The following is a 26,739-nucleotide window of genomic DNA, read 5'->3' on the forward strand; positions in this document are numbered from 1 at the left end:
CCGTTCAGAGTCCGACGGCGGCCATGCCGGCCTCGTCGTAGCGGTTGCCGGCGACGCCGAGCCGGTCCACGATCGTGTCGAGGTCGGCGATGTCGTCGGCCGAGAGGGCGATCGCGGTGGCTCCCGCGTTCTCGTCGATGCGCTCGCGTCGGCGCGTACCCGGAATCGGCACGATGAACGGGTGCTGAGCCAGCAGCCACGCGAGCGCCACCTGCCCGGGCGTCGCGCCGCGTGTCTCGGCGAGCGCGCGCACGTGGTCGACCAGCGCCTGATTGGCGAGCAGGTTCTCGCGCTCGAAGCGCGGCACGCGGGCGCGGATCTCGCCGTCGCCGAAGGTCGCGTCGGCGCCGACCGCCCCGGTCAGGAATCCCTTGCCGAGGGGGCTGAACGGCACGAACCCGATGCCGAGTTCGGCGCAGGTCGGCAGCACCTCGGCCTCGGGGTCGCGGGTCCAGAGGGAGTACTCGCTCTGCACGGCGGTCACGGGGTGCACGGCGTGCGCCCGCCGGATCGTGCCGGCCGCCGCCTCCGAGAGCCCGAAGTGGCGCACCTTGCCCTCGGCGACGAGCTCGCCGACCGTGCCGGCGACGTCCTCGATCGGCACGCTCGGGTCGACCCGGTGCTGGTAGAAGAGGTCGAGCGCGTCGACCCCGAGACGCCGCAGCGAGGCATCCGCCACCTGCCTGATGTGCTCTGGCCGTGAGTCGACGCCGTGCATCTGCCCGTCGACGAGGTCGAAGCCGAACTTCGTCGCGACGACGACCCGGTCGCGAATGGGCGCGATCGCCTCGCCGACGAGCTCCTCGTTGACCCACGGGCCGTAGACCTCCGCGGTGTCGATGAACGTCACGCCCTGGTCGACCGCGTACCGCAGCACGCCGATCATGTCGTCGCGGTCGCCCGGGTTGGGCCCGTAGCTCATCGACATGCCCATGGCGCCGAGTCCGATGGCCGAGACCTCGAGGCCCTGGCCGAGTGTTCGTGTGTGCATCAGGTGCTCCTTCGTTCGGTGATCCTTCTCGGGTTCGGATGCCGCGGCAAGGCCGTGCGGTCCGCATGGCAGCTGCCCGTGACATCCGTCGTCAGAACGCGACCATGACCTTCAGCGCCTCGCGGGCGTCCATGGCGGCGTAGGCGGCGGGCACGTCGTCGATCGAGACGGTCCGGTCGAACACGCGGCCGGGGTCGAGGTCGCCGCGCAGCACCTGCTGGATCGAGTCCTCGAGGTAGGCGCGCACGGTCTCGACGCGAACGTCGCCTGCGCCGAACATGAGGGTGGCTTTCATGTGTTCCATCACACGCTCGTCTGCGTGCGCGCGGGAGTCCCTGCCGAGACCGGTACTCCCAGACCCTGCCTCACGGCGCCCGGTCGGAGGATCATGGGCGACGGATGCCGCGAAAGGACCATCATGAGCACCTGGACCCCCGAAGATCTCACCGCCCTCGACCGCGCCGGCGAGATCCGCGTCGCCGGCCGCCGCGACGACGGATCGCTGCGAACGCCCGTCGTCATCTGGCACGCCGTCGTCGACGGCTCCCTCTACGCGCGCTCGGTGCGCGGTCCGGAGGGCGGCTGGTACCGCGGCGTCACCCGCAACTCCGAGGGCACCGTCAGCTGGGGCGGGCCGGCCCGCGAGGTCACGTACACGCGCGACGAATCGCACGAGGCCGAGCTCGACGCCGCCTACTTCGCCAAGTACGGCCGCGGCTCGGCGACCCAGTCGCTCATGAAGCCCGAGGTCAAGGCCACCACCCTGCGCATCGACCCCAAGTAGCGTTCGAGTCGCGCCGGGCTCAGGCCGGCGTCGCCTCGATCCGACCCGAGGCGATCGCGGCCATGAACGCGCGGTAGTCGAGGTCGTTCTGGTCGGCGTACGCCTCGGCGAACGCCGAGATCGACTCGTCGAACACGTCGGAGGTGCCGAGGTACGCGGCGAGCTGCACGCGATCGCCGCTCCGGCCGTGCGCGCGCGCGAGCGTCTCGCCGCACACCCGCGCATAGAGCGCGGCACCGCTCGGCACCATCACCTCGGGGTCGATCGATCCCTTCCAGTCCTTGAGCTGGCGGATGTAGAAGTCGCGCTGCACGCCGCTGTCATCGGGGTACCCCCGCAGCCACCCGAGGAAGATGTCGCTCGAGGCCTGCATGACCCGCTGACCGCGCACGACGCGCTCGCCGTGCTCCTCGTACTCGCTTGCACCGAGGAAGCGCTCGAGCACCGAACTCTGCGCCTCCTTCGCCTGGAGGAAGATCGGGTCCGCGTCGTCACGACCCTTCAGGAGCACGACCCACGTGCGGGTGCCGACGCTGCCGACCCCCGGCACCGTGCGCGCCATGTGCACGTACGAGTACTCCGCGATCGGATGCCGCTCGGTCGTGAGCGTTCGCTGGTACTCGTGCAGCGCGGCCTGCATCTTCGCCTCGGTCTGCTCGTGGTCGATGGTCTGGATGTCCTCGACCGGCACGATGAGCGGCGGATCCGCGGCGATCCGCATGCGGCCGCCTTCCGTCGTGACGAGCTTGGAGAAGACCTTCATGCGGTCCTGGGTGAACGCCTTGGCGACGGCCGACTCGAACCGCTTCATCTGCTTCTTGCCGAGATGGTCGTCGTCGACCGCGCGGCGCACGAGCTCCTTCACGTGCTCGACCGGCACCGTGTCGTACCAGGCGTCGAGCACCGAGACCTCCGCGGATCGCAGGATCTGCTCCCGGTACCCGCGCACCGCCGCGAGGCGCGCGGTGCGGCGGTCGTCGTCGTCGAAGCCGCGATGGCGGGCGGCGATCTCGATGCTCGCCACGAGCCGCTTGACGTCCCATTCGAACGGGCCGGGCAGGGTCTCGTCGAAGTCGTTGATGTCGAACACGAGCCGACGCTCGGCCGAGCCGAACACGCCGAAGTTCGACAGGTGGGCGTCGCCGCAGAGCTGCACGACCACACCGCTGTCGGTCGCGGCATCGAGGTCGGCGGCCATGATCACGGCAGCGCCTCGGTAGAACGTGAAGGGCGAGACGCTCATGCGCGCATGCCGAAGCGGAATGAGCAACGGGTCGCGCGTCTCGGCCTGGGCCTCGAGCAACGCGACCGGATCGGGCCTCGTCGCCGTCGGCGCCCACGTCGCGTGGCTGCGACGCGGGGTGTGCGCGCGAGCCGCACGCCCCGACTCGCGTCGCGCGTCGAAGTCCTCCGACTTCGGGTCGAGCCGCGCCGTCGTCGGCCGATCGCGTTCGCGGTCGCTCACGACTCCACCGACTCGGGTTCGGCCCGGTCGATCGGGACGCTCGCCCCCGCCGCGTCGGCGGTGGACGCGGCATCCGTCGGTGCCATCGACCCCGCCGTTCGGAGGAACACGATCAGCCAGGCGAAGACCAACGAGAACGCGATGAGCTCGACCGCGGTGAGGTTGTAGTACCCCGTGATGAAGAAGACGGCGATCACGACGATGACGGCGACGAACAGGTAGCCGAGCATGAGGAAGACGCGGGGCATCGTGGGCACGAGCGACCGCAGCGCGATCACCAGGATCACGTAGACGATCGCCATGCCCGTCGCCGAGAGGTTGTGGATCTCGAGGAACTCGTCGACCGGGAAGATGCCCACGCACGCGAGCATCACGCCCATGACGATCAAGGCCAGGCGAACGATGCCCTGCCCCCGCTGCTCTGCACGCGTTCGGGTGGGCAGCCACGCCGTCGCGTAGTGCGCGACCGTGGTCACCATCACGCCCGCGATGATGAGCGTGAGGTTGAACGTCAACGACGAGATGTCGTCGCTGATGCCGAGCGTGCTGAGGTTCTTCTGCCACCAGAGCGGGTCGCTCGCGCTCAACGTGCTCGCCAGCGTGCCGACCACGAGGAACACGGCCAGCACGATCGAGAGCAGCATCGGCGTGATGCTCACGGCCGACAGGAACGCGGCGTACGCGGTGATCGCCATGACCACGCCGACGAGGATCGCCGCCGTCACCGAATAGAGCACCGCACCCTCGAATCCCGCCGCGAACACCGCGGCGAGCCCCACCCAGCCGAGCAGCGCGATCACGGCGTGCGACAGGGCCAGCGCGGCGACGTCGAACCAGCGCAGCCGTCGCCCGGTGCCGGTGCCGGTGCCGTTCGAACCGTCGAGCGCCCGTTGCTGCGCGCGACGCAGCACGCAGCCGAACAGGAAGGCGGCGAGCGCGGCGAGCGCCGCCCCGATGGCCGCGGCATCGCCGAACGAGTCCCGCCCGGCGATGGGCAGGTCGCGCCCCTGGAAGAGGAACAGCGCGGGCACCGTGCCGACCAGGAATGCCGCGGCACCCACGAGCAGTGCGGTGGATTCGCGAGCCTCCGCGTCGTCGATCGGACGACGGACGATGCGGGCCAAGGATGTCGACTGGGTCACGGGCACCTCCACGGAATGAGCGCGCCCGGAGACGAGTGTGCTCCCTGATCGGGAGCGTACCGCGAACCGGTCGTCCTGCAGAAGATGCTCATCGATGGATGTCCGACGTGTCGACCGATGGCGCTGGCGGCACTGACCCGACCGACGGCACCGACCACGAGAGAACCCCCGACCTCCTGCAGAGGAGATCGGGGGTTCTGGTGGCGGTACCGGTGGGATTTGAACCCACGGTGCGCTTTCACGCACACAACTTTTCGAGAGTTGCACCTTCGGCCGCTCGGACACGGTACCGAGGTCAATAGTAGGCGACACTGCCGAATCGACCAAAACGAGCGACCGAGCGGATGCCGCGGCTCGCCGGCCCCGCGATCGGCGCCGATGTCGGCGGCCGCACGTACGCTCGCACCATGGCAAAACCCGCATCCGCGTACCGTTGCACCGAATGCGGCTGGAGCACCGTCAAGTGGGTCGGCCGGTGCGCCGAGTGCCAGCAGTGGGGCACGGTCGTCGAGGCGAGCGAGCAGACCGGCATCACGCGTTCGCTGAAGCCCGTCGCGATCGGCGCCTCGCAGGTCGCGCGTTCCATCACCGAGGTCACGACCGAAGAGCGCGGCCACTGGCCGAGCGGCGTCGGCGAGTTCGACCGCGTGCTCGGCGGCGGCATCGTGCCCGGCGCGGCGATCCTGCTGAGCGGCGAGCCCGGCGTGGGCAAGTCCACTCTGCTGCTGGATGTCGCGGCGCGCGTGGCGGCGTCCGGTCGCCGTGTGCTCTACGTCAGCGCCGAAGAATCGGTCGCCCAGGTGCGCCTGCGGGCCGGCCGAACGGGCGCCATGCAGCCCGAGCTGTTCCTCGCCGCCGAGACCGACCTCGCGACCGTCATCGGCCAGGTCGACGCCGTGCAGCCCGAACTGCTCATCGTCGACTCCGTGCAGACGGTCACGAGCTCGCTGAACGACGGCATCGCCGGCCAGCCCGGGCAGGTACGCGAGGTCGCGTCCACGCTCATCCGTCTGGCGAAAGAACGCGAGCTGCCCGTGCTCCTCGTCGGCCACGTCACGAAAGACGGCACGATCGCCGGCCCGCGCCTGCTCGAGCACCTCGTCGATGTCGTGTGCCAGTTCGAGGGCGACCGCCAGACCGCGCTGCGCTTCGTACGCGCGCTGAAGAACCGCTTCGGCCCGACCGACGAGGTCGGCTGCTTCGAGATGACCGGCGACGGCATCAGCGAGGTGCCCGACCCCAGCGGGCTGTTCCTCAGCCGCGGGGCCGCCGTGAGCGGCACGTGCGTCACCGTCGCGCTCGAAGGGCGCCGCGCGCTGCCCGTCGAGGTGCAGGCGCTCGTCGTGGCCACCAAGGCGCCGCAGCCGCGACGCGTCGTCAACGGCGTCGACCCGTCGCGCGTCGCGATGATCCTCGCCGTACTCGAACGCCGTGCGGGCCTCCGGCAGATCGGCGAACACGACGTCTACGTCTCCACGGTCGGCGGCGTGCGCCTGATCGAACCGGGCGCCGACCTCGCCATCGCCATCGCCATCGCGTCGGCGATGCGCGACCGCGCGGTGCCGCACAACCTCGCCGCATTCGGCGAGATCAGCCTCGCCGGCGAGGTGCGCCCCGTCAGCTCGGCCAAGCAGCGCGGCAGCGAGGCCCGCCGGCTCGGCTACACGACGATCCTCGACGTCGAGGCCGGCAGCGTGCAGGCCGCCGTCGGGCGCGCCCTCGCGGCCGCCACCACCGAACGCGAACGCGAACTCGACGCCGCGTTCTGACCCGCCCGCGCGCATCCGGCCCTGCCTGTGTGCCTTCGCTCGCGCGCACTGCCCGTGGGCCGCTCGGTCGCCGAGGGGCGCGGGGCTCGGCGGCTCAGGCCTCGAGCGCCTTGAGCAGCTCGGCCGGCTGCGCCTGCATCGGGTGCGGCCCCGCGATGTCGAGAAAGACGGTGGTGATCGTCGACTCGTGACGCTTCAAGAAGGTGCGCAGCCATGCCGGGCTCTGCAGGCCGACCGCAGGCGGCAGGTTGTCGGGCTTGTTCGCGGCGTCGCTGAACAGCAGCAACGCCACGTCGCCAGTGGCCGGGTCGCGGTAGGTCCAGACCTCGCCGCCGTCGAGCGGCTTGTCGCGGGGCCCGGGTTTGATGAGCGGCACCACGGTGTTGCCGTGGCGCAGGGCGAGCGCGACGGCCGCGATGTCCTGCTTCTCGAGCGCCGATGCGAGCGCCTCCGAGCGAAACTCGACGGGTTCCCCGCCCTTGCCCGATTTGCTCGACTTCTTGCGCTGCGCCATCCCTCAAGCGTACCGAGCCGATGCCAGACGATGCCGCGCGCCCTGCGCCCCGACCCAGGCAGCTCAGTACAGCTGGAACTGCTTCGTCAGGTCGTCGTTCTCGAACCCGTCGACCGAGACCGACAGGTGGTACGACGCGCCGCCGGCCGGCACGGTCTCGCGGGCGCCCTCGCACGTGTCGGGCGCCGAGCGCGTGCGATCCCAGACGAGCGGGGCCGCCGAGCTCACGGGGGTGCCGGGCGTCAGCGACACCTCGGCGTCGATCTTGTCGGTCTGGCAGTCGGTGGAGACCCAGTACTGCTCGTCGCCGCTCTTGATCGTGAAGACCTGCGCGGCCGTGCCGGCGTTCAGCACGCAGACGTTGCGCCCGACGTTCGTGATCGTGACGGAGAGTTGCGGCTGTTCGCCGGCCTCGTAGACCGTCTTGTCCGTGACGGGTTCGACGGTGATCTGCTCGGGCGCGCAGGGGTCGCCGTCGGCCGCGACCGCTTCGGTGGGGATCGTCGTGGCCGGAGGAGCGGCCGGCGCGGTCGTCGCCGGTGCCTTCTGGTCGGTCTCACCCTGGGCGCCACCGGGTCGCACGATGATGAGCACGACGGCGACGACCACCGCGAGCAGCCCCAGCAGCACGACCAGGCGTCGCCGACGGTACACCTGCGGCGATTGCCGTCGTGCCGGTGTCTGATTCGTCGACATGCTCACAGGGTACGACCGGGCGGCGGATGCCGGTGGCGCGCGCCCGGCGTGCCGAAATGCCCGATCAACGCGCCGTTCAGAGGGACTTCAGCATGCGGGTGTTGCCGAGCGTGTTCTGCTTCACGCGCGCGAGGTCGAGGAACTCGGCCACGCCGTCGTCGTGCGAGCGCACGAGCTCCGCGTAGACCTCGGGTGCGACGGTCTCGGCGCCCATGTCGACGAACCCGTGACGGGCGAAGAAGTCGACCTCGAACGTGAGGCAGAACAGCCGGCTGAGTCCGAGTTCGCGGGCGTCGTCGACGAGGCGGTCGACGATCGCGTGACCCACGCCGTGCCCGAGCCAGGCGTCGGCCACGACGAGCGTGCGCACCTCGCCGAGGTCTTCCCACATGGCGTGCAGGGCGCCGGCACCGATGACCTCACCGGTCTCGGAGAGCTCTGCCACCCGGAACTCCTGGATCGCTCCGTAGAGGTCGACGCGCTCCTTGCCGAGCAGGATGCGTCGCGAAACGAGCGGCTCGACGAGCGCGAGGATGGCGGGCACATCGCTGGTGCGCGCGGCGCGCACGGTGACGGGGCTGTTCACCATGCAACCCTATCGAGCCGCGTCGACCCCGAACCGTGGACCGCGAATCGCTCAGGCCTTCGCGGCCTGCTTCACCCGCTTCTTGGCGCTCTTCTCGACGAGCACGGGCACGAAGTCGCGCACGGGCTTGCCCTCGAGGCCGGCGTACTCGTCGGCGACGATGCGGGCGATCTCATCGCGATCGACCCCCGGGTATTTCTCGGCGAGACGGTCGACCACTTCGGCGACGGCGTGCTGCTCGGTCGCCTTCTTCTGCTCCATGGTTGGAGCCTATGTCGAAACATGCAATTCGAACCTGAACATCTCGCGCCAAGATGGCGAAAGGGGCCGGACCCGAAGGTCCGACCCCATTCACGGTGTCGATGCACACGTCGTCGATGCGCCGGGCGGATGTCGCGGCATCCGCCCGTGGACGACCGCGACTAGTCCGACGTGACCGCGAGGTCGGGCGTCGCCGGCCCGGTGCCGATGGCCGCGCCGGTGTTGACGCCGACGCCGACGGGCAGCGCCCGCTGGGTCGTCGTGAACACGAACTGGCCGCCCTCGAAGTCCACGTGCACGTGGTCGCCCGCGTTGAGCTCGCCGTGCAGGATCTTCTCGGACAGGGCGTCTTCGATCTCGCGCTGCACGGCACGGCGCAGCGGGCGTGCGCCCAGGGCCGGGTCGTAGCCGAGTTCGATGAGGCGCTCCTTGGCCGGAACCGTGAGATCCACCGTCATGTCGCGATCGAGCATGCGGTCGCCGAGACGCTTCAGGAACAGGTCGACGATCTGCAGCAGTTCGGGCTTGGACAACTGCGGGAACACGATGATCTCGTCGACGCGGTTCAGGAACTCGGGCTTGAAGTGCTTCTTCAGCTCCTCCTTCACCTTGCCGCGCATGAGGTCGTAGCCGGTGCGGGGATCGCCCTCGAGCGCGAAGCCGACAGGCCCGCTCGAGATGTCCTTCGTGCCGAGGTTCGTCGTCATGATGATGACGGTGTTCTTGAAGTCGACCACGCGCCCCTGACCGTCGGTCAGACGACCCTCTTCGAGGATCTGCAGGAGCGAGTTGAAGATGTCGGGGTGCGCCTTCTCGATCTCGTCGAAGAGCACGACGCTGAAGGGCTTGCGACGAACCTTCTCGGTGAGCTGGCCGCCCTCTTCGAAGCCGACGAACCCGGGAGGGGCGCCGAACAGTCGCGAGACGGTGTGCTTCTCGCCGTACTCCGACATGTCGAGCGAGATCATCGCGGCCTCGTCGTCGAAGAGGAACTCCGCGAGCGCCTTGGCGAGCTCGGTCTTGCCGACGCCGGTGGGGCCGGCGAAGATGAACGAGCCCGACGGGCGGTGCGGGTCCTTCAGGCCGGCGCGGGTGCGGCGGATCGTCTTCGACAGGGCGGAGATCGCCTCCTCCTGGCCGATGACGCGCTCGTGCAGCGCCTTCTCCATGAAGACGAGTCGCGAGGACTCCTCTTCGGTGAGCTTGAAGACGGGGATGCCGGTGGCCTGCGCCAGCACTTCGGCGATGAGGCCCTCATCGACGACCGCGCTGGTCTTGACGTCGCCGGCCTTCCACTGCTTCTCGAGGCGCAGACGCTCGCCGAGGAGGTTCTTCTCCTCGTCGCGGAGCGAGGCGGCCTTCTCGAAGTCCTGCTCCTCGATGGCCGTCTCCTTCGCGGCGCGGACGACGGCGATCTTCTCGTCGAACTCGCGCAGCTCGGGGGGCGACGAGAGGATCGACAGGCGCAGGCGGGCGCCGGCCTCGTCGATCAGGTCGATGGCCTTGTCGGGCAGGAAGCGGTCGCTGATGTAGCGGTCGGCCAGGTTCGCCGCGGAGACGATGGCGCCGTCGGTGATGGAGACCTTGTGGTGCGCCTCGTAGCGGTCGCGGAGCCCCTTGAGGATGTTGATCGTGTGGGGAAGCGAGGGCTCCTGCACCTGGATCGGCTGGAAGCGGCGCTCGAGGGCGGCATCCTTCTCGAAGTGCTTGCGGTACTCGTCGAGCGTGGTGGCGCCGATGGTCTGCAGCTCGCCGCGCGCGAGGAGCGGCTTCAGGATCGAGGCCGCGTCGATCGCGCCCTCGGCGGCACCTGCACCCACGAGGGTGTGGATCTCGTCGATGAAGACGATGATGTCGCCGCGCGTGCGGATCTCTTTCGTGACCTTCTTCAGGCGCTCCTCGAAGTCGCCGCGGTAACGGCTGCCGGCGATGAGCGAGCCGAGGTCGAGCGAGTAGAGCTGCTTGTCCTTCAGCGTCTCGGGGACCTCGTTCTTCACGATGGCCTGCGCGAGGCCCTCGACGACGGCGGTCTTGCCGACGCCGGGTTCGCCGATGAGCACGGGGTTGTTCTTGGAGCGGCGCGACAGGATCTGCATGACGCGCTCGATCTCCTTCTCGCGCCCGATCACGGGGTCGAGCTTGGACTCGCGAGCCGCCTGCGTGAGGTTGCGGCCGAACTGGTCGAGGATCTGCGATCCACCCTGCGGCTGCTGCTGGTCGTTCGCGCCGACCTGCACCTGCTCCTTGCCCTGGTAGCCCGAGAGCAGCTGGATGACCTGCTGGCGCACGCGGTTGAGGTCGGCCCCGAGCTTCACGAGCACCTGGGCTGCGACGCCCTCGCCCTCGCGGATCAGGCCGAGCAGGATGTGCTCGGTGCCGATGTAGTTGTGGCCGAGCTGCAGGGCCTCGCGGAGCGACAGCTCGAGCACCTTCTTGGCGCGCGGCGTGAACGGGATGTGCCCCGTCGGCTGCTGCTGGCCCTGGCCGATGATGTCCTGCACCTGCTCGCGCACCGCGTCGAGCGAGATGCCGAGCGACTCGAGCGCCTTGGCGGCGACGCCTTCACCCTCGTGGATGAGCCCGAGCAGGATGTGCTCGGTGCCGATGTAGTTGTGGTTGAGCATCTTGGCCTCTTCTTGGGCCAGGACGACGACACGACGGGCTCGGTCGGTGAATCTCTCGAACATGCTCTACTCCTCTCGACCCCTCAGGGCAGGGGGCGCCGATACATCGAGCGTAACCAGCACGGATGCCGCATGGGCCGCTGTTCGCCGTGGGCGCATCGGAGTGACATCCGAGGTCGTCGGTGCATCAGGGCTGCGGATGTCGCGCCGCACGCGCCGTGGGAATCACGGCCGCGGGTTGACAGGCGCCCCGATTCAGACCTACCGTATCGATATTCGTTGTTATCGATATTCGTTATGGAGGACGTGATGAGCACCACGACCCAGCAGTACCGCCCGAGTCGGGGCGACGTCGCGGGCATGTGGACGTTCCTCGGCGCGGGAGCCGTGATCGCGGTCTGGGCCGTCGTCGCGGCCGTGCTGCGCATCATCGAGGTGCTGCCCAACCGCGACGTGCAGGTTCCGGCCGAGTTCGCCGGCACCGTGGCCGAGGCTCCGATCGGGCCCGACGGCGCCGGGGTGCCCGTGGTGCTCGACCGCGCCTCCATCACGGCCGAGACACTGCCGGCGCTCTCGGTCGCCTCGCTCGTGATCGAGCAGGTCATCGCCGCCGCCACCGTCGTCGTGGTCGTCGTCTGCCTCGTGCTGCTCAGCTGGTCGGTCATGCGCGGCCGGGTCTTCAGCCGGCGCAACACCCGACTCGTCACGATCGCGGGCTTCACCGGCCTGATCGGCTACGCCGCGGTGCCGTTCTTCGCGAACATGGCCGCGAACGGCGCGTTCGCCGAGATCAGCGGGCGCGCGTTCGACAACGTCGTGATGGCGGTCGACCTCGCGCCATTGCTCCTGCTCGCCTTCATCTCGGCGCTCGCGACCGTCGTGTTCTCGATCGGCGATCGCCTGCAGCGGGACACCGAGGGGCTCGTCTGATGCCGCCCGCCGAACCCGACGAGGCATCCGATGTGCACTGCCGCCTCGACGAACTGCTCCAGGCGCGCGGAATGACGCTCGCGAGGCTCAGCGAGCTCGTCGGCGTCTCGGTCGTGAACCTCAGCGTGCTGAAGAACGACCGGGCGCGAGCCATCCGCTTCTCGACCCTCCAGGCGATCTGCGAAGCCCTCGACTGCGAGATCGGCGAACTGCTCGTTCGCCGCCCGCGACCGGCTACTTGATCGGGACGGTGACCGACTGGTCGCCGACCTCGACGACGAGCGGCTCGGTCGTGGTCACGAAGACCGGGCTCCAGAAGACGGTGGTGTGCGGCACGTAGTCCATGGTGCAGACCTGGTCGGCCGGAAGCTCGGCGAGGTCGACCGAGACGCGGTTGCCCTCGCCGGCCTGGTCGATCACGTTGATGCGCGTGCCGACCGGCGGGCACGTCGAGCTGCCCGAGACCGTGACGGCGATCTGGCCGCCCTGTCCGAGCCACTGGGCCGACAGCCCCTCGGTGGCGGTCTCCTCGTCGGCGTGCTCCTCGTCGTCGCCGCCGTTGCCCTCGGCATCGCCCGCGTGGTCGCTGACCGGCATTCCCGCGAAGTTCTCGATGGGGCGAGGGCTGGGGTTGCATGCGGAGAGCAGGAACACGGATGCCACGGCCACGGCCGCGAGGCCTGCACGACGAAGGGTGAGGGAGGAGTGCATGCCGTAATGGTATCGGTTCGACTGCGTCCGGCGCGCCTCGAGACACGGCGGGCTGGGGCTAGCATGCGGGCATGAGCAATCTCGAGCGTGACCCCGTCGAGCTCGTGTGCCCGCCCGAGCCGTCGGGTGCCGCGCTGATCGCGGTGCTCCAGCCGCGCGAGGTGCCGCTCGGCGGTCCGCGCGCCATGAACGTGCGCCGCACCCTCCCCCAGCGCGGCCGCACGACGATCGGCGCGTGGTGCTTCGTCGACCACTACGGCCCCGACGAGGTCGCGACCTCCGGCGGCATGGTCGTGCCCCCGCATCCGCACACGGGGCTGCAGACCGTGAGCTGGCTCTTCGAGGGCGAGATCGAGCACCACGACAGCACGGGCAGCGCCGAGTTCGTGCGACCGGGCGCCGTGAACCTCATGACTGCCGGGCGAGGCATCGCGCACTCCGAGGTGTCCACGCCCGACACCTCTCGGCTCCACGGGGTGCAGCTCTGGGTCGCGCTCCCGGATGCCGCGCGCACCGTCGCTCCGTTCTTCGAGCATGCCGAGACCGAGCCCGTCGAGGTCGACGACGCCGTCGTCCGCGTGTTCGCCGGATCGCTGCCCGGCATCGACGCCGAGACCTCGGTCACCGTGTTCTCGCCGCTCGTCGGTGCGCAGATCGAACTGCCCGCCGGCGGGGAGGCCTGGATCGAGCTCGACCCCGCCTTCGAGCACGGCCTGCTCGTCGACCGGGGTCCGGTCACCGCGACGATCGCCGCGCTCGAGAGCGAGCACGACGATGCCTCGCCCGATGCCGATCCGCTCGCCGTCGCCGGTCACACGTCGCACCTCGCGCAGCACGAGCTCGGGTACGTCGCGGTCGGGCACGAGGGTGTGCGAATCCGTGCCGGAGGGCACGAGTCCGCCAGGGTCGTGCTGATCGGAGGGGTGCCGTTCGGCGAGGAGATCGTGATGTGGTGGAACTTCATCGGTCGCACGCACGACGAGATCGCCGAGTTCCGGCGTGCGTGGCAGTCCGACGTCATCGCCCGCGGCGACGCCGACGGCCGGTTCGGCACGGTCGACGGCTTCGACGGCGACGCGCTGCCTGCGCCCGAGCTGCCGACCGTGCGGCTGAAGCCGCGAGCCTGAGCCGCGGCATCCGATCGCCCTGGATCGCGGAACGCCGCGGGCGTCGATGCTCGTGCATCGCGCCCGCGGCGCCGCGTCGGAACCTCGGCTCGGCCGGCTACTCGGCGGAACCCGCCATCCTGCGTCGGCGTGCGATGAACATCACCGCGGCTCCGAGCAGCAGCACACCCGCACCGATGCCGAGGGGCAAGGCCACCGGGAACCCGGTGTCGGCGAGGCCGTCGCCGGACCCGCTGCTCGCCGTGCCCGAACCGGGAACGGCCGGCGCCTCGGTCTCGACGGGCGTCTCGCCGCCGGGTGCGGCGACGACCGTGAAGTCGTCCCAGCCGAAGAGCTCGCCCGATGCGGTGAGCACCGCGAGTCGGTGCACGCCGGGCTCGGTGTCGGCCGGAACCGTCACCTCGAATCCGCCGTCGAGCACGGTCCTGGTGCCGAGCTGCACGGGCGTCGAGAACAGGACGGCCTGGAACTCGGTGCCCTCGAGGTCGCCCTCGATGCCCACGCGGATCGTCGCGCCGGCCTCGACCGAGTCGGGCAGGCTCACGCCGCCGCGAGTGTCCTCGGTGAGGTCCTCCTCGGTCACGGGCGGCACGACCGCTGCGCCCTCGCCGGCGACCCAGTAGAGGCTGCGGGCGATCGCCGGGTAGGACCCGACCGGGTGCGTGCGGAAGTTCACCGACGTGCCGAGCATCGCGAGGCGCGATCCGCCGGCGGCCGTCGCCGTGACGACCGAGGCCTGGCCCGCGGCATCCGTCGTCGAACGCCCTGCGCTGTCGGCCCAGTGACCCGCGACGAGCGTGTCGTCACTCGCGTAGGTCTGCTCGACCTCGGTGTTCGCGCCCAACCCGGTGTACCAGACGGCCGGGTAGACGAACGCGGTGTCCTGCGTGTAGGTCGACAGCAGTCCGCCTTCGGCATCGGCGACGTGCACGATGCCGTTGGAGCCGCTCGTGCCGCTGTTGGCCGTGACGGTCGTCAGGCCGAAGGTGTTCGCGAAGGCCGCGACCGCCGTGCCCTTGCCCGAAACTCCCTTGCCGGCAGCGAGGAACTCCTGCACCTTCGTCGCGCCGGCGGCGTTCGCGCCGGTGAAGGCGAGGTTGCCGCCGACCCAGAGCACGTCGGCCGTCGACAGGTCGACCGCACCCGAGGTGATCGTCGCAGCGCTCACGAGGCGGATGTCGGTGAACCCGAGTCGCTGCAGGGTGACGCGGTCGTCCTGCGTGCCCGAGTACGCGACCGTCAGTCGGTCGAGGCCGCGGCTCGGCTCCTCGCGAAGTCGCAGCCCGTCGGATGCCGTGAAGGCCACACCGTACGCGTCGGCGACGACCTGCGCCGCGTCGCGCGACGAGCCGGCGATGATGACGCTGCCGTCCTCGAACGCCGAGACCGGCACCCCGGCGTCGAGCAGGGCGTTGATCGCCTGGTACTCGGCCGCACCCGCGGTCGCGAGCTCGAGGTACGCGCCCTCGGCCGGCACGGCGCCGGTCGTCGCGGCTTCCTCGACGGCTTCGACGGGCATCGGCAGTTCGGCGTCGGTCGTCGAACCGACATCGATGACGTCGGCGCCCCAGAGCAGCGCGAGGCTCCAGGCCGAGATGTCGTACATGTCGGGTACGCGCTCGGAGATGTCCGAGCCCTCGTCGAGGAGCACGTTCGCCATGCCGCGGAGGGGCTGGTGCATGTCGACCACGTAGCTGCCCGCGGGGTACTCGACGCCGTCGATCGTGAACGCGGCCGTTGCGCGGGAGACCTCGACGCCGTTCGCGATGAGCTGGTCGACGAGGCGTGCGGCGTCGGTCGCCGAACGCTGCGCGGCGCCCGTGGGGATCACGTAACCGCGGGGGAACTCCGCACGGTACACGTCGGTCTCGTCCCAGATGTCAGCCCACTGGTCGGGGCCGGGGATCGTCGTGGGGTCGGCGTCGGCCGCGATCGTGCGCAGTTCCTCGCCCGCGTCGCCGCGGCGGAAGATCTCGATCTGGTTCTCGAGCAGTGCGGCGGCGTTGTCGACCACGTAGTCGACCGACGTCTCGATGACGAGCTCGGCGACCTCGACGTTCACCAGCGTGTTGGCCTGGTTCTGCGCGGCGTTGTTCGTGCGGCCGAGGGGCAGCTCGACGGTGTTCGTGATGGCGCCCTGGTACGCGATGAACTGCGGCGTGAAGATCGGGGGCCAGTCGTCCCATCCGGAGCGGATGTCGCGGTAGGGGATCTTGACCTTGCCGGTGTTCTCGGTGGTCGCCCCGCCGTCGGCGGCGAGGTAGGTGTTGCCGGGGATGTTCGCGTCGACGACGGCCTCCTCGATCGCCAGCGCGGCCTCGTAGGCGTGCGGCAGGAAGAGGTCGTACTCGTAGTTCTCACCGTGGGGCGGGCCGCACGGCTCGATCTGCAGCACGCTCGTGTAGCCGTGCAGGTCGACGTAGAACGTGGGCTGGATGATGCCCGAGAGGTCGCGGATGATGCGCGCCTCCGGCGTGACGCCCGTGATCATGTCGCGGTTGGCGTCGAACCCGTCGGCGTTGGCCCGCTGACCGAGCGCACGGCCGTCGGGGTTGTTCGTGACGGTGAAGTAGAGGCGGTAGCCGTCGAGGACGTCGGAGACCTCTTCGATGGGCGCGGTCGCGAGGTGCTCGATGTACGGCAGGACGCCGTCGGTGCCCTCCCACTCGTTGCCGTGGATGTTCGCGTTGAACCAGACCGGCACCTTGTATCCGGACATGAGTTCGTCGTCGGCGGCCGCGCCGGTGGCGTCGTGCTTGATCTCGTCGCGCCAGGCGGCCTGCTGCGCGGTCTCGGCGGGCGTCTCGGGCGACGTGATGGTCACGAGGTGGATGTCGCGGCCGAGCACGGACTGTCCGACGACCTGCACCGAGATGCGGTCGCTCTGCGCCATGAGGGTGTTGAGGCGCGGCGCGATCTCGTCGTACGGCACGGCGCCGCGGGCGATCGAGGCGTCGGCGGGGTTGTCGGCCGGAATGGCGAGGGTCGGCTGGCTCGGGTACGACGCGGGCGCGTCGACGAGCGAGGAGATCGGATAGGTGATGGGGAGTGCCCCGGGCGTCGGCGTCGCGGCGACGGCCGGTGCGCTTGCGGTGACGAGGGCTGCGCCGACGATGGCGGCCACCCCGACACCGGAGAGGACGTGTCTGAACGTCATGGTGCTCCAGTTCGAGTGCGAGGGTCGAAGACACGGCGCTGGATCGCAGGCACGCGGTGGAACCCGCAGATCATCGAGGTGGCAATGATCGTGCGTGAGAATGAGTCAATCACGCATCAAAGGTGCATATGGTTTCGTTCGGCGCATGATTCTTGTCAATTCACGCAAGTCGACTGCGTATTGTTGCAAGGCTTGTAGCACGCAGGCGCGACAACGAGATCGCCGAGCGAGGGGAAGCGGCGAACAACTCTTCAGCACGCTACGGACGCCGTGTTACACGGCGGTGACAGCAGGAATACGTTTGCTCGGCTACTGCAGCGCCGACGTGAGCCGCGCGAGGTTGTCGAGCACCGTCGAGCGGATCGGCTGGCGCATCCACTCCTCGAGCGTGAGCTCGCGGCTGTCGGCGCGGTACCCGTCCTCGACGGCCCGCATCTCCTGCACGAAGGAGCGGCCGCGCACGAGCAGCGAGATCTCCATGTTGAGCTCGAAGGAACGGATGTCCATGTTGCTCGAGCCGATGACCGCGACATCCTCGTCGATCGTGAAGTGCTTCGCATGCAGGATGTACGGCGCCTTGTACATGTAGATCTTCACGCCGGCCCGGAGCAGCGCCTCGTAGTACGAGCGCTGCGCGTGGTAGACGAGGGCCTGGTCGCCGATCTCCGAGACGAAGAGCTCGACGTGCACGCCGCGCTGCGTCGCGCCGCTGATGGCGACGAGCATCGACTCGTCGGGCACGAAGTACGGGCTCGTGATGATGAGCTTCTGCTTGGCCGCGTAGAGCAGCGCGAGGAACAGCTTCAGGTTGTTCTGGTTCGGGAAGCCCGGCCCGCTCGGCACGACCTGGCAGTCGAGGTCCTGCGCCTCGCTCGGCTGGTCGAAGGCCTCGGGGATGTCTCGCGTCAGCTCTTCGCCGGTCTCGAGGTACCAGTCGGTTCGGAAGATGACGTCGAGCCCCGACACGATCGGGCCCTCGACCCGCGTGACCAGTTCTTTCCACTTGAGCCCGCGACGGATGTTGCCGCGCTTGTTGTAGCTGCGGTCGATGAGGTTCTGCGACCCCATGAACGCGACCGCGCCGTCGACCACGAGGATCTTGCGGTGGTTGCGCAGGTCGGGCCGCTGGTACTTGCCCTTGAACGGCTGCACCGGGAGCATGAGCTGCCACGAGACGCCCATGGCGGTCAGGCGACGCAGCGTTCGGCGATACCCCTTCGACCGCAGCGACGCGATGTGGTCGAGCAGCACGCGCACCTTCACGCCCCGCTGCACGGCATCGCCGAGCGCCGCGAAGAACGGCTCGGTGGTCTGGTCGAGCGCGAGGATGTAGAACTCGACGTGCACGTACCGCTTCGCCCTGGCGACCTCCGCCGTCATCGTGTCGAGGGATTCTTGATAGCCGCCGATGAGGCTCGCGCTGTTCGAGCCGATGAGCGGCATCGCCCCGAGGTTGCGGTTGAGCCGCACGACGCCCTCGAACCACGCCGGCCAGCCGCTCGAGTCGCTGACCCGCTCGACGCCGTGCGTCGACTCGCGGATGAGCTCGTCGACCTGGGCCTGCTTCTCGCGCCGCTTCTTCGGCAGCTTCGGGTTGCCGATGAGCAGGAAGAAGAGCACGCCCAGGTACGGGATGAAGAAGATCGCGAGCAGCCACGCCATGCCCGCCGTCGGGCGGCGGTTGCGCGGTACCACGATGACCGCGACCACGCGGATCACGAGGTCGATCGCGAGCAGCGCGAAGGTCACGATCGCCGTGACCATCGCGGTCTCCTCCGACGTCATCGGGTCAGTCGGCGGTGCGTTCGGGGCTGCTGCGCTGGCGAGCGGGGAGACCCAGCTTCGCGCGCTCCTCGGCCTCGATCTGGGCGTACGCCGCACGCTCGGTGCGGTCGGCGCGCAGGATCGCGCGCATCACGAACCAGAAGATGAGTCCGATGAGCACCGTCGGCGCGAGCGACCAGATCGCATTGGCCCAGAATTCGTCCATAGGGGTTCAGAATACGTGCTTCTGCTGGGAAATCGGATGCCGCGGCGCGGCGCCGCTCGCGCGGGCCCGGTTGCGCGGCATCCGTTCGGCTCAGGTCAGCAGGCCCCAGATGCCGGAACCCAGCAGGTAGGCGCCGATCGCGCCAACGATGATCCAGATCGCGAGGCGCGTGTTCGACGGGCGCTTGGGGTCGGGCTCGGGCTCGAGTTCGCTCTTGGGGAGGTAGTCGTTCATCTGCGGCATCCGCTCTTCGAAGTCATGGCCGGTCGACTCACTTGACCAGCGGGAACAGGATGGTCTCGCGGATGCCGAGACCCGTGAGTGCCATGAGCAGTCGGTCGATGCCCATGCCCATGCCGCCCGAGGGCGGCATGCCGAACTCGAGCGCACGCAGGAACTCCTCGTCGAGGCGCATGGCCTCGGGGTCGCCGTCGGCGGCGAGCTTGGCCTGCTCGACGAAGCGCTCGCGCTGCACGACGGGGTCGACGAGCTCGGAGTAGCCGGTGGCCAGCTCGAAGCCGCGCACGTAGAGGTCCCACTTCTCGACCACGCCTGCGGTGCTGCGGTGCGCGCGCACGAGCGGCGAGGTGTCGAGCGGGAAGTCCATGACGAAGGTCGGGCGCACGAGCCCGCCCTTGATGTGGTGCTCCCAGAGCTCTTCGACGTACTTGCCGGGCAAGGGGTGCTCGATCTCGATGCCGGCCTCGTCGGCGAGCTGGCGCAGCCGCTCGATCGGGGTCTCGGCCGTGATCTGCTCGCCGACCGCTTCGGAGAGCGTGCCGTACATCGAGATGCGGTCCCACTCGCCGCCGAGGTCGAACTCGGTGCCGTCGGCCCAGGTCACGACGTGCGAGCCGCTCGTCGCGAGCGCGGCGTCTTGGATGAGGCGCTGCGTGAGGTCGGCCATCGTGGTGTAGTCGCCGTAGGCCTCGTAGGCCTCGAGCATCGCGAACTCGGGGCTGTGCGTCGAGTCGGCGCCCTCGTTGCGGAAGTTGCGGTTGATCTCGAACACGCGCTCGATGCCGCCGACGACGGCACGCTTGAGGTACAGCTCGGGCGCGATGCGCAGGTACAGCTCGGTGTCGAACGCGTTCGAGTGCGTCACGAACGGGCGAGCGGATGCCCCGCCGTGCATGACCTGGAGCATCGGGGTCTCGACCTCGACGAAGCCGAGGCCGTCGAACGTGCGGCGCAGGCTCGCGTTGGTCTTGGCGCGGTCGAGCACGTTCTTGCGCGCCTGCTCGCGGGCGATGAGGTCGAGGTACCGGCTGCGGACCCGCGTCTCCTCGTTGAGGTCGTTGTGCAGGTTCGGCAGCGGCAGGATCGCCTTCGCGGCGATCTGCCACGCGGTCACCATGATCGAGAGTTCGCCGCGACGGCTCGTGATGACCTCGCCGGCCACGAACACGTGGTCGCCCAGGTCGACGAGCTCCTTCCAGGCGGCGAGCGACTCCTCGCCGACCTCGGCCAGCGAGACCATGGCCTGGATGCGGCTGCCGTCGCCCGCCTGGAGGGTCGCGAAGCAGAGCTTGCCCGTGTTGCGCGAGAACACGACGCGGCCCGCGAGGCCGACCTGCTCGCCCGTCGCGACGTCGGCCTCGAGGTCGGTGAACTGCGCGCGCACCGCTGGGATCGTCGTCGTGATCGGCAGACGCACCGGGTAGGCGCCGCCACCGAGGTCGTCGGATGCCGCGATCAGGCGTTCGCGCTTGGCGAGGCGCACGGCCTTCTGCTCGGAGATCTCAGCCGCAGTGGGCTCATCGGCGGGCAGGGCGGAATCCGTCTGGGTCTCGGCCATCGTTCTCTCTCGTCGCGGGGCACGTGCCCGTCAAGCCTACTCAGCCGGACTGGGGGGAAGCTCCGCACGTGCGTCGGGCCCTGCGTCTGCACCCGCGTCGGCACCGATCTCGACGAAGGCGTTGTCGATGAGCCGGGTCGTGCCGACGCGCGCTGCGACGAGCACGAGCGCCCGCCCGCGGAACTCCTCGTCGACGGGCAGGAACGTCGCCGGGTCGACGACCACGAAGTAGTCGAGGTCGACGCCGTCATGGTCGCCGAACGCGGCGACGCCCTCGGCGAGCAGTTCGGACGCGCCGTCGGCGGCCGACGTGCGCGCGGCGTCGAGCGACTCGGCCAGCACGAGCGCGGCGACGCGTTCGCGCCCGTCGAGGAAGCGGTTGCGGCTCGAGAGCGCGAGCCCGTCGGCCTCGCGCACCGTCGGAACGACCTCGATGCGCAGCCGCAGATCGAGGTCGGCGACCATGCGCGTCACGAGGAACACCTGCTGGGCGTCCTTCTGCCCGAACACGGCGACGTCGGGCTGCGCGATCGAGAAGAGCTTGGCGACGACCGTCAGCATGCCGTCGAAGTGTCCGGGGCGGTGCGCCCCCTCGTAGCGGCCGCCGACCGGCCCCGCCGTCACCTTCGTGCCGGCCGCCGACCCGTCCGGGTACATCTCGGCGACGTCGGGTGCGAAGACGACGTCGACTCCGAGGCCCGAGAGCGCCGCGACATCCGCCTCGAGCGTGCGCGGGTAGCGGTCGAGGTCCTCGGTCGGGCCGAACTGCAGCGGGTTCACGAAGATCGACACGACCACGACGTCGGCCAGTTCGCGGGCGCGGCGCACGAGCGCGAGATGACCATCGTGCAGCGCGCCCATGGTCGGTACCAGGGCGACGGATGCCCCGCCGCGGCGTCGCTCGTCGAGCACGGCGCGCAGGCCGGCGATGGTGTTCACCGTGCGGGTGCTCGTCGTGTCGCTCGCGCTGCCGGTGCTGGCTCCATCGGCGTTCGTCGCCACCTCGATCACGTGGCTCCTCCCGGCCACCGCTCGTCGGCGGCCCAGTCGATCGTACCGGGACCTCCGGGCCACGGTCCGGGGTCGTGCCTGGCGAGCGCGTTCTCGACGGCGCTGCGTACGAGCGGGGCGAGCACCGCACCCGGCCGCGGCATGCCGATGCCCTGCAGGATGCCGCTGGCCTGGTCGACGATCGCGCTCGAGAACGAGGTCGCGGTGTCGATCGCCTCGCCGTACGCGGCGCGGTCGGCCTCGGCGATGACGAACGGCTCACCGCCCATCTCGACGACGAGGGCCTGGCCGATCGGCAGCACCGGCGAGGGCGCGGTGACCGCGAACCACGTGCCGTGCAGACGCGCGAGGTCGATGGTCGTGCCGGTGAAGGTCATGGCCGGATGCACCGCGAGCGGGATCGCGCCCGCGCGTCGGGCCGGGTCGAGCACCGCGGTGCCGAGTCGGGCGTTCGTGTGCAGCACGAGCTGCCCGGGCTGCCAGACGCCCGCGTCGGCCAGTCCGGCGACGAGCGGGCCGAGTTCGGCCTCGGGCACGGCGAGCAGCACGAGCTCACTGCGCTCGATGATCTCGGGTACGGGCAGCACGGGCACCTGCGGCAGCATCGCGGCCGCGCGCTCGCGGCTCGACTCCGACACGGCGGCGATGCCGGTGAGGGCGTGGCCGACCCCGGCGAGGGCCGAGGCGAGCACCGCGCCGACGCGTCCGGCGCCGATCGTGCCGACGCCGAGTCGGCCCGCGCGATCGCTCATGAGACCGCTCCCGCGACCTGGCCTGCCGCCAGCGCCTGCTCGCGCGCGGCACCCCAGTGGTGCGACTCGTCGGCTCCAGACCAGCGCACCGCGTCGGCCGCGAGGCGTTCGAAGACGGTCGCAGCCTCGTCGGCGTCGGCCACCGGGAGCTCGACGGTGACCGGGCCGGCGAGGGTGTGCACGCGCACCGACGCGAGTCGCAGCATCCGCATCACCGGCCCGCGGCTGAGCGCGACGGACTGCACGCGAGCCAGCGGCATGACCGCGAGCGACCGCGTGAGCGCCCCGCGACGGAACAGCGCGACGCTGCCGATCGTGGTGAACCCGATGCGCTTCCACGAGAACGGGTGCAGCCAGGCCGCGCGGCGCGGGGTCGTCGAGAAGCCGCCGACCGCACCCCGCCCGATCAGTCCGGCGCCGAGCACGGGCTCGATCGCGGTCTCGGCGTCGGGCAGCAGCAGCGCGAGCACGCGGCGCACGTCGTCGACCCGCCCCACCGGCAGCACGATCGTGCGCTGCACGGCCTCGCTCGACGCGCTCGCGGACTGGCCCGCCAGGTTCACCCGCACCGCCCACCAGCCGAACGGGCGCCAGAGGATCCACTGCGTCGCCTCGACCGCGTGCACGCGCCCGGGCGGGATCGTCTGGTTCGCCGTCGAGAGCAGGCCGTGGCCGATGCGCACCCCGTCGGGAGTGCCGGCGATCGAGTAGCGCAGCGACTTCGTGATGCGCGACCAGAGATACCCCACGAGACCGATCACGGCCGGGATGAACGAGAAGATGACCCACTCCTGGCCTGCTGCGACGCCGGCGACGATGATCGCCACGAACACGAGGATCGAGATCGTCGTGCCGCCGAGCAGCGTCGACCCGACCACGCGCGCCACCGACAGGTGCACGACCGATTCGGGCGGGGCGAGGTTCGGGTCGAGTTCTGGTGCGAGGAACTCGTCGACGCGGCGTCCGACGACGGCCGACAATGGGGCGGATGCCGCTGGCGGGCCTCCGGCGACCCCGGCCGTCGCGTCGGGCAGGGCCGAGCCCGCGGCATCCGTCGCCACTGCACTCGCCGCCGTGCTCGGGATCGTGCTCGGCATCGCGACGCCGGCGATCGGCGCGGACGGAGCGCCCGGCGCCGCGCCGCGGGACTTCTGGGCGCGCGCACCGGATGCGAGACGCAGGATGTCGGCGCGCAGGCCGTCGGCGAGGGCCGAGCCGAGGTACGAGAGCTGCACGTTGCCCGACTCGCCGGCGACCGAGACGTCGAGCTTCGCCGCGCCGAACAGGCGCGCGAACACGGGACGGTTGATGTTCACGCCCTGCACGCGATCGAGCCGAGCCGACCGGTGCGAGCGGAACAGGATGCCGCTGCGCACCTCGACCGCCTCTGGCGTGATGCGGAACGTGTGCATGCGCCACGACAGCCAGAACCCGACGATGACGCCGATGATCACGACGACGATCGCGAGCAGCGCCCAGCCGACCTGGCCGTTCGTGATGATCGCGCCGACCGGGTCGTTCGCGTAGTCGCTCTGCCAGTCGCCTGCGCGGCTGTCGAACTCGTCGGCGGAGTCGGGGACGAACACGAAGACGAACATGTCGAGCAGCCGCTCACGGAGGTTGGCGAGCACGAACCCCAGCACGGCGATGAAGACGAGGCCGCCGCGCAGCAGCGGGCTCGCCGGGTGCAGCCGATGCCACTCGCCGTCGGCGAGCGCGGTGACCGGGGCGACCGGAGCGGTCACAGCCCCGCCCGTCGGGTCTCGGCGAGGGCCACGAGCTCGTCGCGAAGCCGCTCGGCGTCTTCGAGGGGCAGGCCGGGCACCGTGACGGCGGTCGCGGCGGCCGCGGTCACGAACTTGAGGTCGGCGAGGCCGAGCGCACGGGCGACCGGGCCCCGGGTCACGTCGACGAGCTGCATGCGCCCGTACGGCACGGCCACCTGGCGCTGGTACATGATGCCGCGGCGGAAGAGCAGGTCGTCGGAACGCAGGCGGTACCCGATCGAGCGCACGCGACGCGGCTCGAAGGCGATCGTGACGAGCGACACCACGCCGAGCGCGATGGCCGCCCACATCGCCCACCACCAGCCGAACCAGAAGTGGGCCACGAGGAGCGCGCCGACGAACACCGCCGTGCCGATGAGCGAGCCGACGACCTCGACGATCACGTACTTCGGCGAGACGCGTCGCCAGTCCTCGTCGATCGGCACGGCGTGCTCTGGCTCAGGTGCGGTCACCGGTTCGGGAACCATCGACTCTGGAACCGCAGCCTCGGGAACCGCAGCCTCGGGTCGTTCAGGCATGTGCGGTCTCCTCGCGCTCGGGGTCGGTGTCGTCGGGGGGCAACGCGCAGAAGTGCTCGGCGACGAGACCGCCGACGAGCAGCACCGCCCCGCCGATGGCCGTGGCGAAGCCGGGCCACACCGTGCCGAACGGCGGCACCACGCTGCGGGTGAGCAGGAAGGCCGCGATGCCGAGGCCGAACCCCAGCATGAGGGCGCCGCTCACGGCGCTGGCCTTCGCGAGCACGGCGGTGCGCATGGCCCGGAACGGATCGAGGTGCTTGGTCGCACGCTGCTTGACCGCCTTGCGGATCGGCCAGGCCAGCGCGACGACGATCGCGGCGACGCCGACGAGCGTGATCGCGAGCGAGATCGGGGGCACGATCGCCTTGCCACCCGCCGAGACGATGAGCAGGTCGACGAGGTAGCCGATCACGACGCCCGCGAGCACGGCGCCGACGATCGCACTCGGGTGCGTGCGCCTCATCGTCTGGTCACCTCGTCGGGCGCGGCGGCACGCAGGGCGGCGATGCGGCCGCGCCCCGGCAGGACGGCGTCGGGCTCGAGGTCGAGCCAGGGCTGCAGCACGAACGCGCGCTGCCAGGCCCGCGGATGCGGCAGCTGCAGGCCGGTGTCGTCGATCACGAGGCCGTCGACGTCGATGAGGTCGAGGTCGAGCGTGCGATCGCCCCAGTGCTTCAGCCGCTGGCGGCCGTGCGACGCCTCGATCTCGTGCAGTGCGGCGAGCAGCGCGTGGGGGGTGATCGTGGTCTCGACGATGACCACGCCGTTGAGGTAGCCGGGAGCGTCGAGGTCGACGCCTGCGTCGGTGATCGCCGGGGTCTCGTAGACGGGCGAGACGGCGGCGAGTTCGACCCCGGGCACCTCGGCGAGCTCGCGGACGGCACCCGCGATCGTGGCCTCGCGATCGCCGAGGTTCGCGCCGAACGCGATGACGGCGCGGCTCACGGCCGTGCCCGCACGATCGACACCGAGACATCCGCGAAGGGCACGCTGATGGGCGCCTGCGGCTTGTGCACGGTGACCTCGACCTGCTCGACCGACGACCACGAGAGCGCGACGTCGGCGACCCGCTCGGCGACGGTCTCGATGAGATCGACGGGGTCGCGCTCGACCGCGGCCACGACGGCTTCGGCGAGCTCGCCGTAGTGCACGGTGCGCGCGAGGTCGTCGCCCGAGGCCGCGGCCCGCAGGTCGACCACGACCGAGACGTCGATCACGAACTCCTGCCCCTGCTCGCGCTCGAAGTCGAAGACGCCGTGATGGGCCATCACCCGCAGGCCGGTCAGGGTGATGCGATCGCCCGGGGTTGGATTGCGCTGCTCAGCCACGGCTTCCACTCTGCCACGCTCCGACGACGTCGAGGGCGCGGCGCGTGGCCCGCACGTCGTGCACGCGGACGCCCCAGGCACCGGCCTGCGCCGAGAGCGCGCTGACCACGGCCGTCGGCAGGTCGCGTTCGGCCATGTCGGCATCGTCGGGCAGCAGCGAGCCGATGAATCGCTTGCGCGAGGCGCCGATCAGTACCGGCAGCCCGAGCGCGGCGAGCACGTCGAGACGACCGAGCACCTGCCAGTTCTGCTCGCCCGTCTTCGAGAACCCGAGGCCGGGGTCGAGGATGATGCGGTCGGCGGCGACACCCGCGGCCTGCAGCACGTCGACCCGCTGGGCGAGTTCGTCGCGCACCTCGACGGCGATGTCGGCGTAGGTGTTGAGCACGTCCATGCGATCGGAGTGCCCGCGCCAGTGCATGGCGACGTAGAGCGCGCCCGTGTCGGCGACGGCCGGCACCATCGCCGGGTCTGCGAGCCCCGCCGAGACGTCGTTGATGATCTCGGCGCCGGCCTCGACCGCGGCGAGGGCGGTGCCGGCGCGCATGGTGTCGACGCTCACCCGGATGCCCCGGCGCGCGAACTCGCGCACGACGGGCACCACGCGACGCAGCTCCTCGTCGGGTGCGACCCGGGCGGCGCCGGGTCGCGTGGACTCGCCTCCGACGTCGAGGAGGTCGGCGCCCTCGGCGACGAGCTCGAGGCCGTGGGCGATCGCCCGCTCGGCGTCGAAGAACTCGCCGCCGTCGCTGAACGAGTCGGGCGTCACGTTGACGACGCCCATGATGAGCGTGC

Annotated in this window: 28 protein-coding genes and 1 tRNA gene; 5 read left to right on the forward strand and 24 right to left on the reverse strand. The window is 70.3% G+C overall.

Annotated elements, in window-relative coordinates; genetic code table 11:
- Positions 1–4: 4 nt before the first annotated feature.
- Both ATC03_RS15715 and ATC03_RS15720 read right to left on the reverse strand, forming a co-directional pair.
- Positions 5–991 carry an aldo/keto reductase gene (locus tag ATC03_RS15715; RefSeq protein ID WP_067879105.1) on the reverse strand — a complete coding sequence of 329 codons (987 nt, stop codon included), beginning with the start codon at positions 989–991 and terminating at the stop codon, positions 5–7.
- Between the two features lie 91 nt (positions 992–1,082).
- A complete protein-coding gene (locus ATC03_RS15720) occupies positions 1,083–1,295 on the reverse strand; it encodes a hypothetical protein (protein WP_067879108.1) in 213 nt (70 codons plus the stop codon).
- Positions 1,296–1,409: 114 nt separating this feature from the next.
- Here ATC03_RS15720 and ATC03_RS15725 point away from each other — a divergent pair, with 114 nt between their 5' ends.
- On the forward strand, positions 1,410–1,775 hold the full coding sequence (locus ATC03_RS15725; RefSeq protein WP_067879111.1) for a DUF2255 family protein: 366 nt from the start codon (positions 1,410–1,412) through the stop codon (positions 1,773–1,775).
- Between the two features lie 19 nt (positions 1,776–1,794).
- On the opposite strand, the gene ATC03_RS15730 is transcribed toward ATC03_RS15725, so the two are convergent.
- From ATC03_RS15730 to ATC03_RS15740, 3 genes are all read right to left on the reverse strand, one after another.
- Positions 1,795–3,240, reverse strand: a complete 1,446-nt coding sequence (locus ATC03_RS15730) for a DUF2252 domain-containing protein (protein ID WP_067879114.1) — start codon at positions 3,238–3,240, stop codon at positions 1,795–1,797.
- Complete coding sequence (locus tag ATC03_RS15735; protein ID WP_084003557.1) at positions 3,237–4,382, reverse strand: DUF998 domain-containing protein; 1,146 nt, start codon at positions 4,380–4,382, stop codon at positions 3,237–3,239. Before ATC03_RS15735 ends, ATC03_RS15730 begins: the two co-directional genes overlap by 4 nt.
- Before the next feature lie 201 nt (positions 4,383–4,583).
- Positions 4,584–4,673: transfer RNA gene (locus ATC03_RS15740), tRNA-Ser, on the reverse strand.
- Between the two features lie 116 nt (positions 4,674–4,789).
- On the opposite strand from ATC03_RS15740, the gene radA reads away from it, so the two are divergent.
- A complete protein-coding gene (gene radA / locus ATC03_RS15745; RefSeq protein WP_067882406.1) occupies positions 4,790–6,151 on the forward strand; it encodes a DNA repair protein RadA in 1,362 nt (453 codons plus the stop codon).
- A 94-nt stretch (positions 6,152–6,245) separates the two neighbouring features.
- On the opposite strand, the gene ATC03_RS15750 is transcribed toward radA, so the two are convergent.
- From ATC03_RS15750 to ATC03_RS15770, 5 genes are all read right to left on the reverse strand, one after another.
- Positions 6,246–6,665, reverse strand: coding sequence for a dehydrogenase (locus tag ATC03_RS15750; protein WP_067879119.1), 420 nt, complete (start codon positions 6,663–6,665; stop codon positions 6,246–6,248).
- 63 nt (positions 6,666–6,728) lie between these two features.
- Positions 6,729–7,361, reverse strand: coding sequence for a hypothetical protein (locus tag ATC03_RS15755; protein ID WP_067879122.1), 633 nt, complete (start codon positions 7,359–7,361; stop codon positions 6,729–6,731).
- Positions 7,362–7,437: 76 nt separating this feature from the next.
- Positions 7,438–7,947: an amino-acid N-acetyltransferase gene (locus tag ATC03_RS15760; protein ID WP_227820129.1), complete on the reverse strand. Its 510-nt coding sequence runs from the start codon at positions 7,945–7,947 to the stop codon at positions 7,438–7,440.
- A 51-nt stretch (positions 7,948–7,998) separates the two neighbouring features.
- On the reverse strand, positions 7,999–8,208 hold the full coding sequence (locus tag ATC03_RS15765) for a three-helix bundle dimerization domain-containing protein (RefSeq protein WP_067879127.1): 210 nt from the start codon (positions 8,206–8,208) through the stop codon (positions 7,999–8,001).
- A gap of 161 nt (positions 8,209–8,369) precedes the next feature.
- The gene (locus ATC03_RS15770) at positions 8,370–10,895 is read right to left on the reverse strand and encodes an ATP-dependent Clp protease ATP-binding subunit (protein ID WP_067879129.1); all 2,526 of its coding nucleotides are present in this window, start codon (positions 10,893–10,895) and stop codon (positions 8,370–8,372) included.
- Positions 10,896–11,141: 246 nt separating this feature from the next.
- Between ATC03_RS15770 and ATC03_RS15775 the strand changes: the two genes are divergently transcribed.
- The gene (locus ATC03_RS15775; protein WP_067882409.1) at positions 11,142–11,762 is read left to right on the forward strand and encodes a hypothetical protein; all 621 of its coding nucleotides are present in this window, start codon (positions 11,142–11,144) and stop codon (positions 11,760–11,762) included.
- Positions 11,762–12,004, forward strand: a complete 243-nt coding sequence (locus tag ATC03_RS15780; RefSeq protein ID WP_067879131.1) for a helix-turn-helix domain-containing protein — start codon at positions 11,762–11,764, stop codon at positions 12,002–12,004. The genes ATC03_RS15775 and ATC03_RS15780 overlap by 1 nt, the downstream gene beginning before the upstream one ends.
- Here the strand turns inward: ATC03_RS15780 and ATC03_RS15785 are convergent.
- The gene (locus tag ATC03_RS15785) at positions 11,997–12,473 is read right to left on the reverse strand and encodes a hypothetical protein (RefSeq protein ID WP_067879133.1); all 477 of its coding nucleotides are present in this window, start codon (positions 12,471–12,473) and stop codon (positions 11,997–11,999) included. The two genes, ATC03_RS15780 and ATC03_RS15785, sit on opposite strands and share 8 nt — an antisense overlap.
- A gap of 71 nt (positions 12,474–12,544) precedes the next feature.
- Here ATC03_RS15785 and ATC03_RS15790 point away from each other — a divergent pair, with 71 nt between their 5' ends.
- Positions 12,545–13,600, forward strand: a complete 1,056-nt coding sequence (locus tag ATC03_RS15790; RefSeq protein ID WP_067879138.1) for a pirin family protein — start codon at positions 12,545–12,547, stop codon at positions 13,598–13,600.
- Between the two features lie 97 nt (positions 13,601–13,697).
- On the opposite strand, the gene ATC03_RS15795 is transcribed toward ATC03_RS15790, so the two are convergent.
- The 13 genes from ATC03_RS15795 to folP form a co-directional block, all read right to left on the reverse strand.
- Entirely contained in the window at positions 13,698–16,757 is a 3,060-nt protein-coding gene (locus ATC03_RS15795) for a M14 family zinc carboxypeptidase (RefSeq protein WP_067879141.1), read from the reverse strand.
- 309 nt (positions 16,758–17,066) lie between these two features.
- The gene (gene cls / locus ATC03_RS15800; RefSeq protein ID WP_067882411.1) at positions 17,067–18,521 is read right to left on the reverse strand and encodes a cardiolipin synthase; all 1,455 of its coding nucleotides are present in this window, start codon (positions 18,519–18,521) and stop codon (positions 17,067–17,069) included.
- Between the two features lie 25 nt (positions 18,522–18,546).
- A complete protein-coding gene (locus ATC03_RS15805; protein ID WP_067879144.1) occupies positions 18,547–18,747 on the reverse strand; it encodes a hypothetical protein in 201 nt (66 codons plus the stop codon).
- Between the two features lie 90 nt (positions 18,748–18,837).
- On the reverse strand, positions 18,838–18,981 hold the full coding sequence (locus ATC03_RS20625) for a hypothetical protein (protein ID WP_156997196.1): 144 nt from the start codon (positions 18,979–18,981) through the stop codon (positions 18,838–18,840).
- Positions 18,982–19,018: 37 nt separating this feature from the next.
- Entirely contained in the window at positions 19,019–20,545 is a 1,527-nt protein-coding gene (lysS, locus tag ATC03_RS15810; RefSeq protein ID WP_067879147.1) for a lysine--tRNA ligase, read from the reverse strand.
- A gap of 36 nt (positions 20,546–20,581) precedes the next feature.
- Positions 20,582–21,484: a pantoate--beta-alanine ligase gene (panC, locus tag ATC03_RS15815; protein WP_261340603.1), complete on the reverse strand. Its 903-nt coding sequence runs from the start codon at positions 21,482–21,484 to the stop codon at positions 20,582–20,584.
- A gap of 68 nt (positions 21,485–21,552) precedes the next feature.
- A complete protein-coding gene (locus ATC03_RS15820) occupies positions 21,553–22,308 on the reverse strand; it encodes a Rossmann-like and DUF2520 domain-containing protein (RefSeq protein WP_067879154.1) in 756 nt (251 codons plus the stop codon).
- Positions 22,305–24,053 (reverse strand): PH domain-containing protein, encoded by a 1,749-nt coding sequence (locus ATC03_RS15825; protein WP_067879157.1) that lies wholly within the window; start codon positions 24,051–24,053, stop codon positions 22,305–22,307. Before ATC03_RS15825 ends, ATC03_RS15820 begins: the two co-directional genes overlap by 4 nt.
- Positions 24,050–24,613: a PH domain-containing protein gene (locus ATC03_RS15830; RefSeq protein ID WP_227820130.1), complete on the reverse strand. Its 564-nt coding sequence runs from the start codon at positions 24,611–24,613 to the stop codon at positions 24,050–24,052. Before ATC03_RS15830 ends, ATC03_RS15825 begins: the two co-directional genes overlap by 4 nt.
- Positions 24,606–25,079, reverse strand: coding sequence for a DUF3180 domain-containing protein (locus ATC03_RS15835; RefSeq protein ID WP_067879162.1), 474 nt, complete (start codon positions 25,077–25,079; stop codon positions 24,606–24,608). The genes ATC03_RS15830 and ATC03_RS15835 overlap by 8 nt, the downstream gene beginning before the upstream one ends.
- Complete coding sequence (folK, locus tag ATC03_RS15840) at positions 25,076–25,561, reverse strand: 2-amino-4-hydroxy-6-hydroxymethyldihydropteridine diphosphokinase (protein WP_067879165.1); 486 nt, start codon at positions 25,559–25,561, stop codon at positions 25,076–25,078. Before folK ends, ATC03_RS15835 begins: the two co-directional genes overlap by 4 nt.
- Complete coding sequence (gene folB, locus ATC03_RS20845) at positions 25,558–25,944, reverse strand: dihydroneopterin aldolase (RefSeq protein ID WP_227820131.1); 387 nt, start codon at positions 25,942–25,944, stop codon at positions 25,558–25,560. The genes folK and folB overlap by 4 nt, the downstream gene beginning before the upstream one ends.
- Complete coding sequence (gene folP / locus ATC03_RS21065) at positions 25,937–26,728, reverse strand: dihydropteroate synthase (protein WP_067882416.1); 792 nt, start codon at positions 26,726–26,728, stop codon at positions 25,937–25,939. Before folP ends, folB begins: the two co-directional genes overlap by 8 nt.
- Between the last annotated feature and the right edge of the window lie 11 nt (positions 26,729–26,739).

The sequence above is a fragment of the Agromyces aureus genome, from assembly GCF_001660485.1.
Lineage (GTDB): Bacteria > Actinomycetota > Actinomycetes > Actinomycetales > Microbacteriaceae > Agromyces > Agromyces aureus.

What these genes read in the sequence shown, in the direction of transcription:
- ATC03_RS15715 (WP_067879105.1), bottom strand. Translation starts at nt 991, where the DNA reads ATGCACACACGAACACTCGGCCAGGGCCTCGAGGTCTCGGCCATCGGA.
- ATC03_RS15720 (WP_067879108.1), bottom strand. Translation starts at nt 1,295, where the DNA reads ATGGAACACATGAAAGCCACCCTCATGTTCGGCGCAGGCGACGTTCGC.
- ATC03_RS15725 (WP_067879111.1), top strand. Translation starts at nt 1,410, where the DNA reads ATGAGCACCTGGACCCCCGAAGATCTCACCGCCCTCGACCGCGCCGGC.
- radA (WP_067882406.1), top strand. Translation starts at nt 4,790, where the DNA reads ATGGCAAAACCCGCATCCGCGTACCGTTGCACCGAATGCGGCTGGAGC.
- ATC03_RS15750 (WP_067879119.1), bottom strand. Translation starts at nt 6,665, where the DNA reads ATGGCGCAGCGCAAGAAGTCGAGCAAATCGGGCAAGGGCGGGGAACCC.
- ATC03_RS15755 (WP_067879122.1), bottom strand. Translation starts at nt 7,361, where the DNA reads ATGTCGACGAATCAGACACCGGCACGACGGCAATCGCCGCAGGTGTAC.
- ATC03_RS15765 (WP_067879127.1), bottom strand. Translation starts at nt 8,208, where the DNA reads ATGGAGCAGAAGAAGGCGACCGAGCAGCACGCCGTCGCCGAAGTGGTC.
- ATC03_RS15770 (WP_067879129.1), bottom strand. Translation starts at nt 10,895, where the DNA reads ATGTTCGAGAGATTCACCGACCGAGCCCGTCGTGTCGTCGTCCTGGCC.
- ATC03_RS15775 (WP_067882409.1), top strand. Translation starts at nt 11,142, where the DNA reads ATGAGCACCACGACCCAGCAGTACCGCCCGAGTCGGGGCGACGTCGCG.
- ATC03_RS15780 (WP_067879131.1), top strand. Translation starts at nt 11,762, where the DNA reads ATGCCGCCCGCCGAACCCGACGAGGCATCCGATGTGCACTGCCGCCTC.
- ATC03_RS15785 (WP_067879133.1), bottom strand. Translation starts at nt 12,473, where the DNA reads ATGCACTCCTCCCTCACCCTTCGTCGTGCAGGCCTCGCGGCCGTGGCC.
- ATC03_RS15790 (WP_067879138.1), top strand. Translation starts at nt 12,545, where the DNA reads ATGAGCAATCTCGAGCGTGACCCCGTCGAGCTCGTGTGCCCGCCCGAG.
- ATC03_RS15795 (WP_067879141.1), bottom strand. Translation starts at nt 16,757, where the DNA reads ATGACGTTCAGACACGTCCTCTCCGGTGTCGGGGTGGCCGCCATCGTC.
- cls (WP_067882411.1), bottom strand. Translation starts at nt 18,521, where the DNA reads ATGGTCACGGCGATCGTGACCTTCGCGCTGCTCGCGATCGACCTCGTG.
- ATC03_RS15805 (WP_067879144.1), bottom strand. Translation starts at nt 18,747, where the DNA reads ATGGACGAATTCTGGGCCAATGCGATCTGGTCGCTCGCGCCGACGGTG.
- ATC03_RS20625 (WP_156997196.1), bottom strand. Translation starts at nt 18,981, where the DNA reads ATGAACGACTACCTCCCCAAGAGCGAACTCGAGCCCGAGCCCGACCCC.
- lysS (WP_067879147.1), bottom strand. Translation starts at nt 20,545, where the DNA reads ATGGCCGAGACCCAGACGGATTCCGCCCTGCCCGCCGATGAGCCCACT.
- ATC03_RS15820 (WP_067879154.1), bottom strand. Translation starts at nt 22,308, where the DNA reads ATGAGCGATCGCGCGGGCCGACTCGGCGTCGGCACGATCGGCGCCGGA.
- ATC03_RS15830 (WP_227820130.1), bottom strand. Translation starts at nt 24,613, where the DNA reads ATGCCTGAACGACCCGAGGCTGCGGTTCCCGAGGCTGCGGTTCCAGAG.
- ATC03_RS15835 (WP_067879162.1), bottom strand. Translation starts at nt 25,079, where the DNA reads ATGAGGCGCACGCACCCGAGTGCGATCGTCGGCGCCGTGCTCGCGGGC.
- folP (WP_067882416.1), bottom strand. Translation starts at nt 26,728, where the DNA reads ATGGGCGTCGTCAACGTGACGCCCGACTCGTTCAGCGACGGCGGCGAG.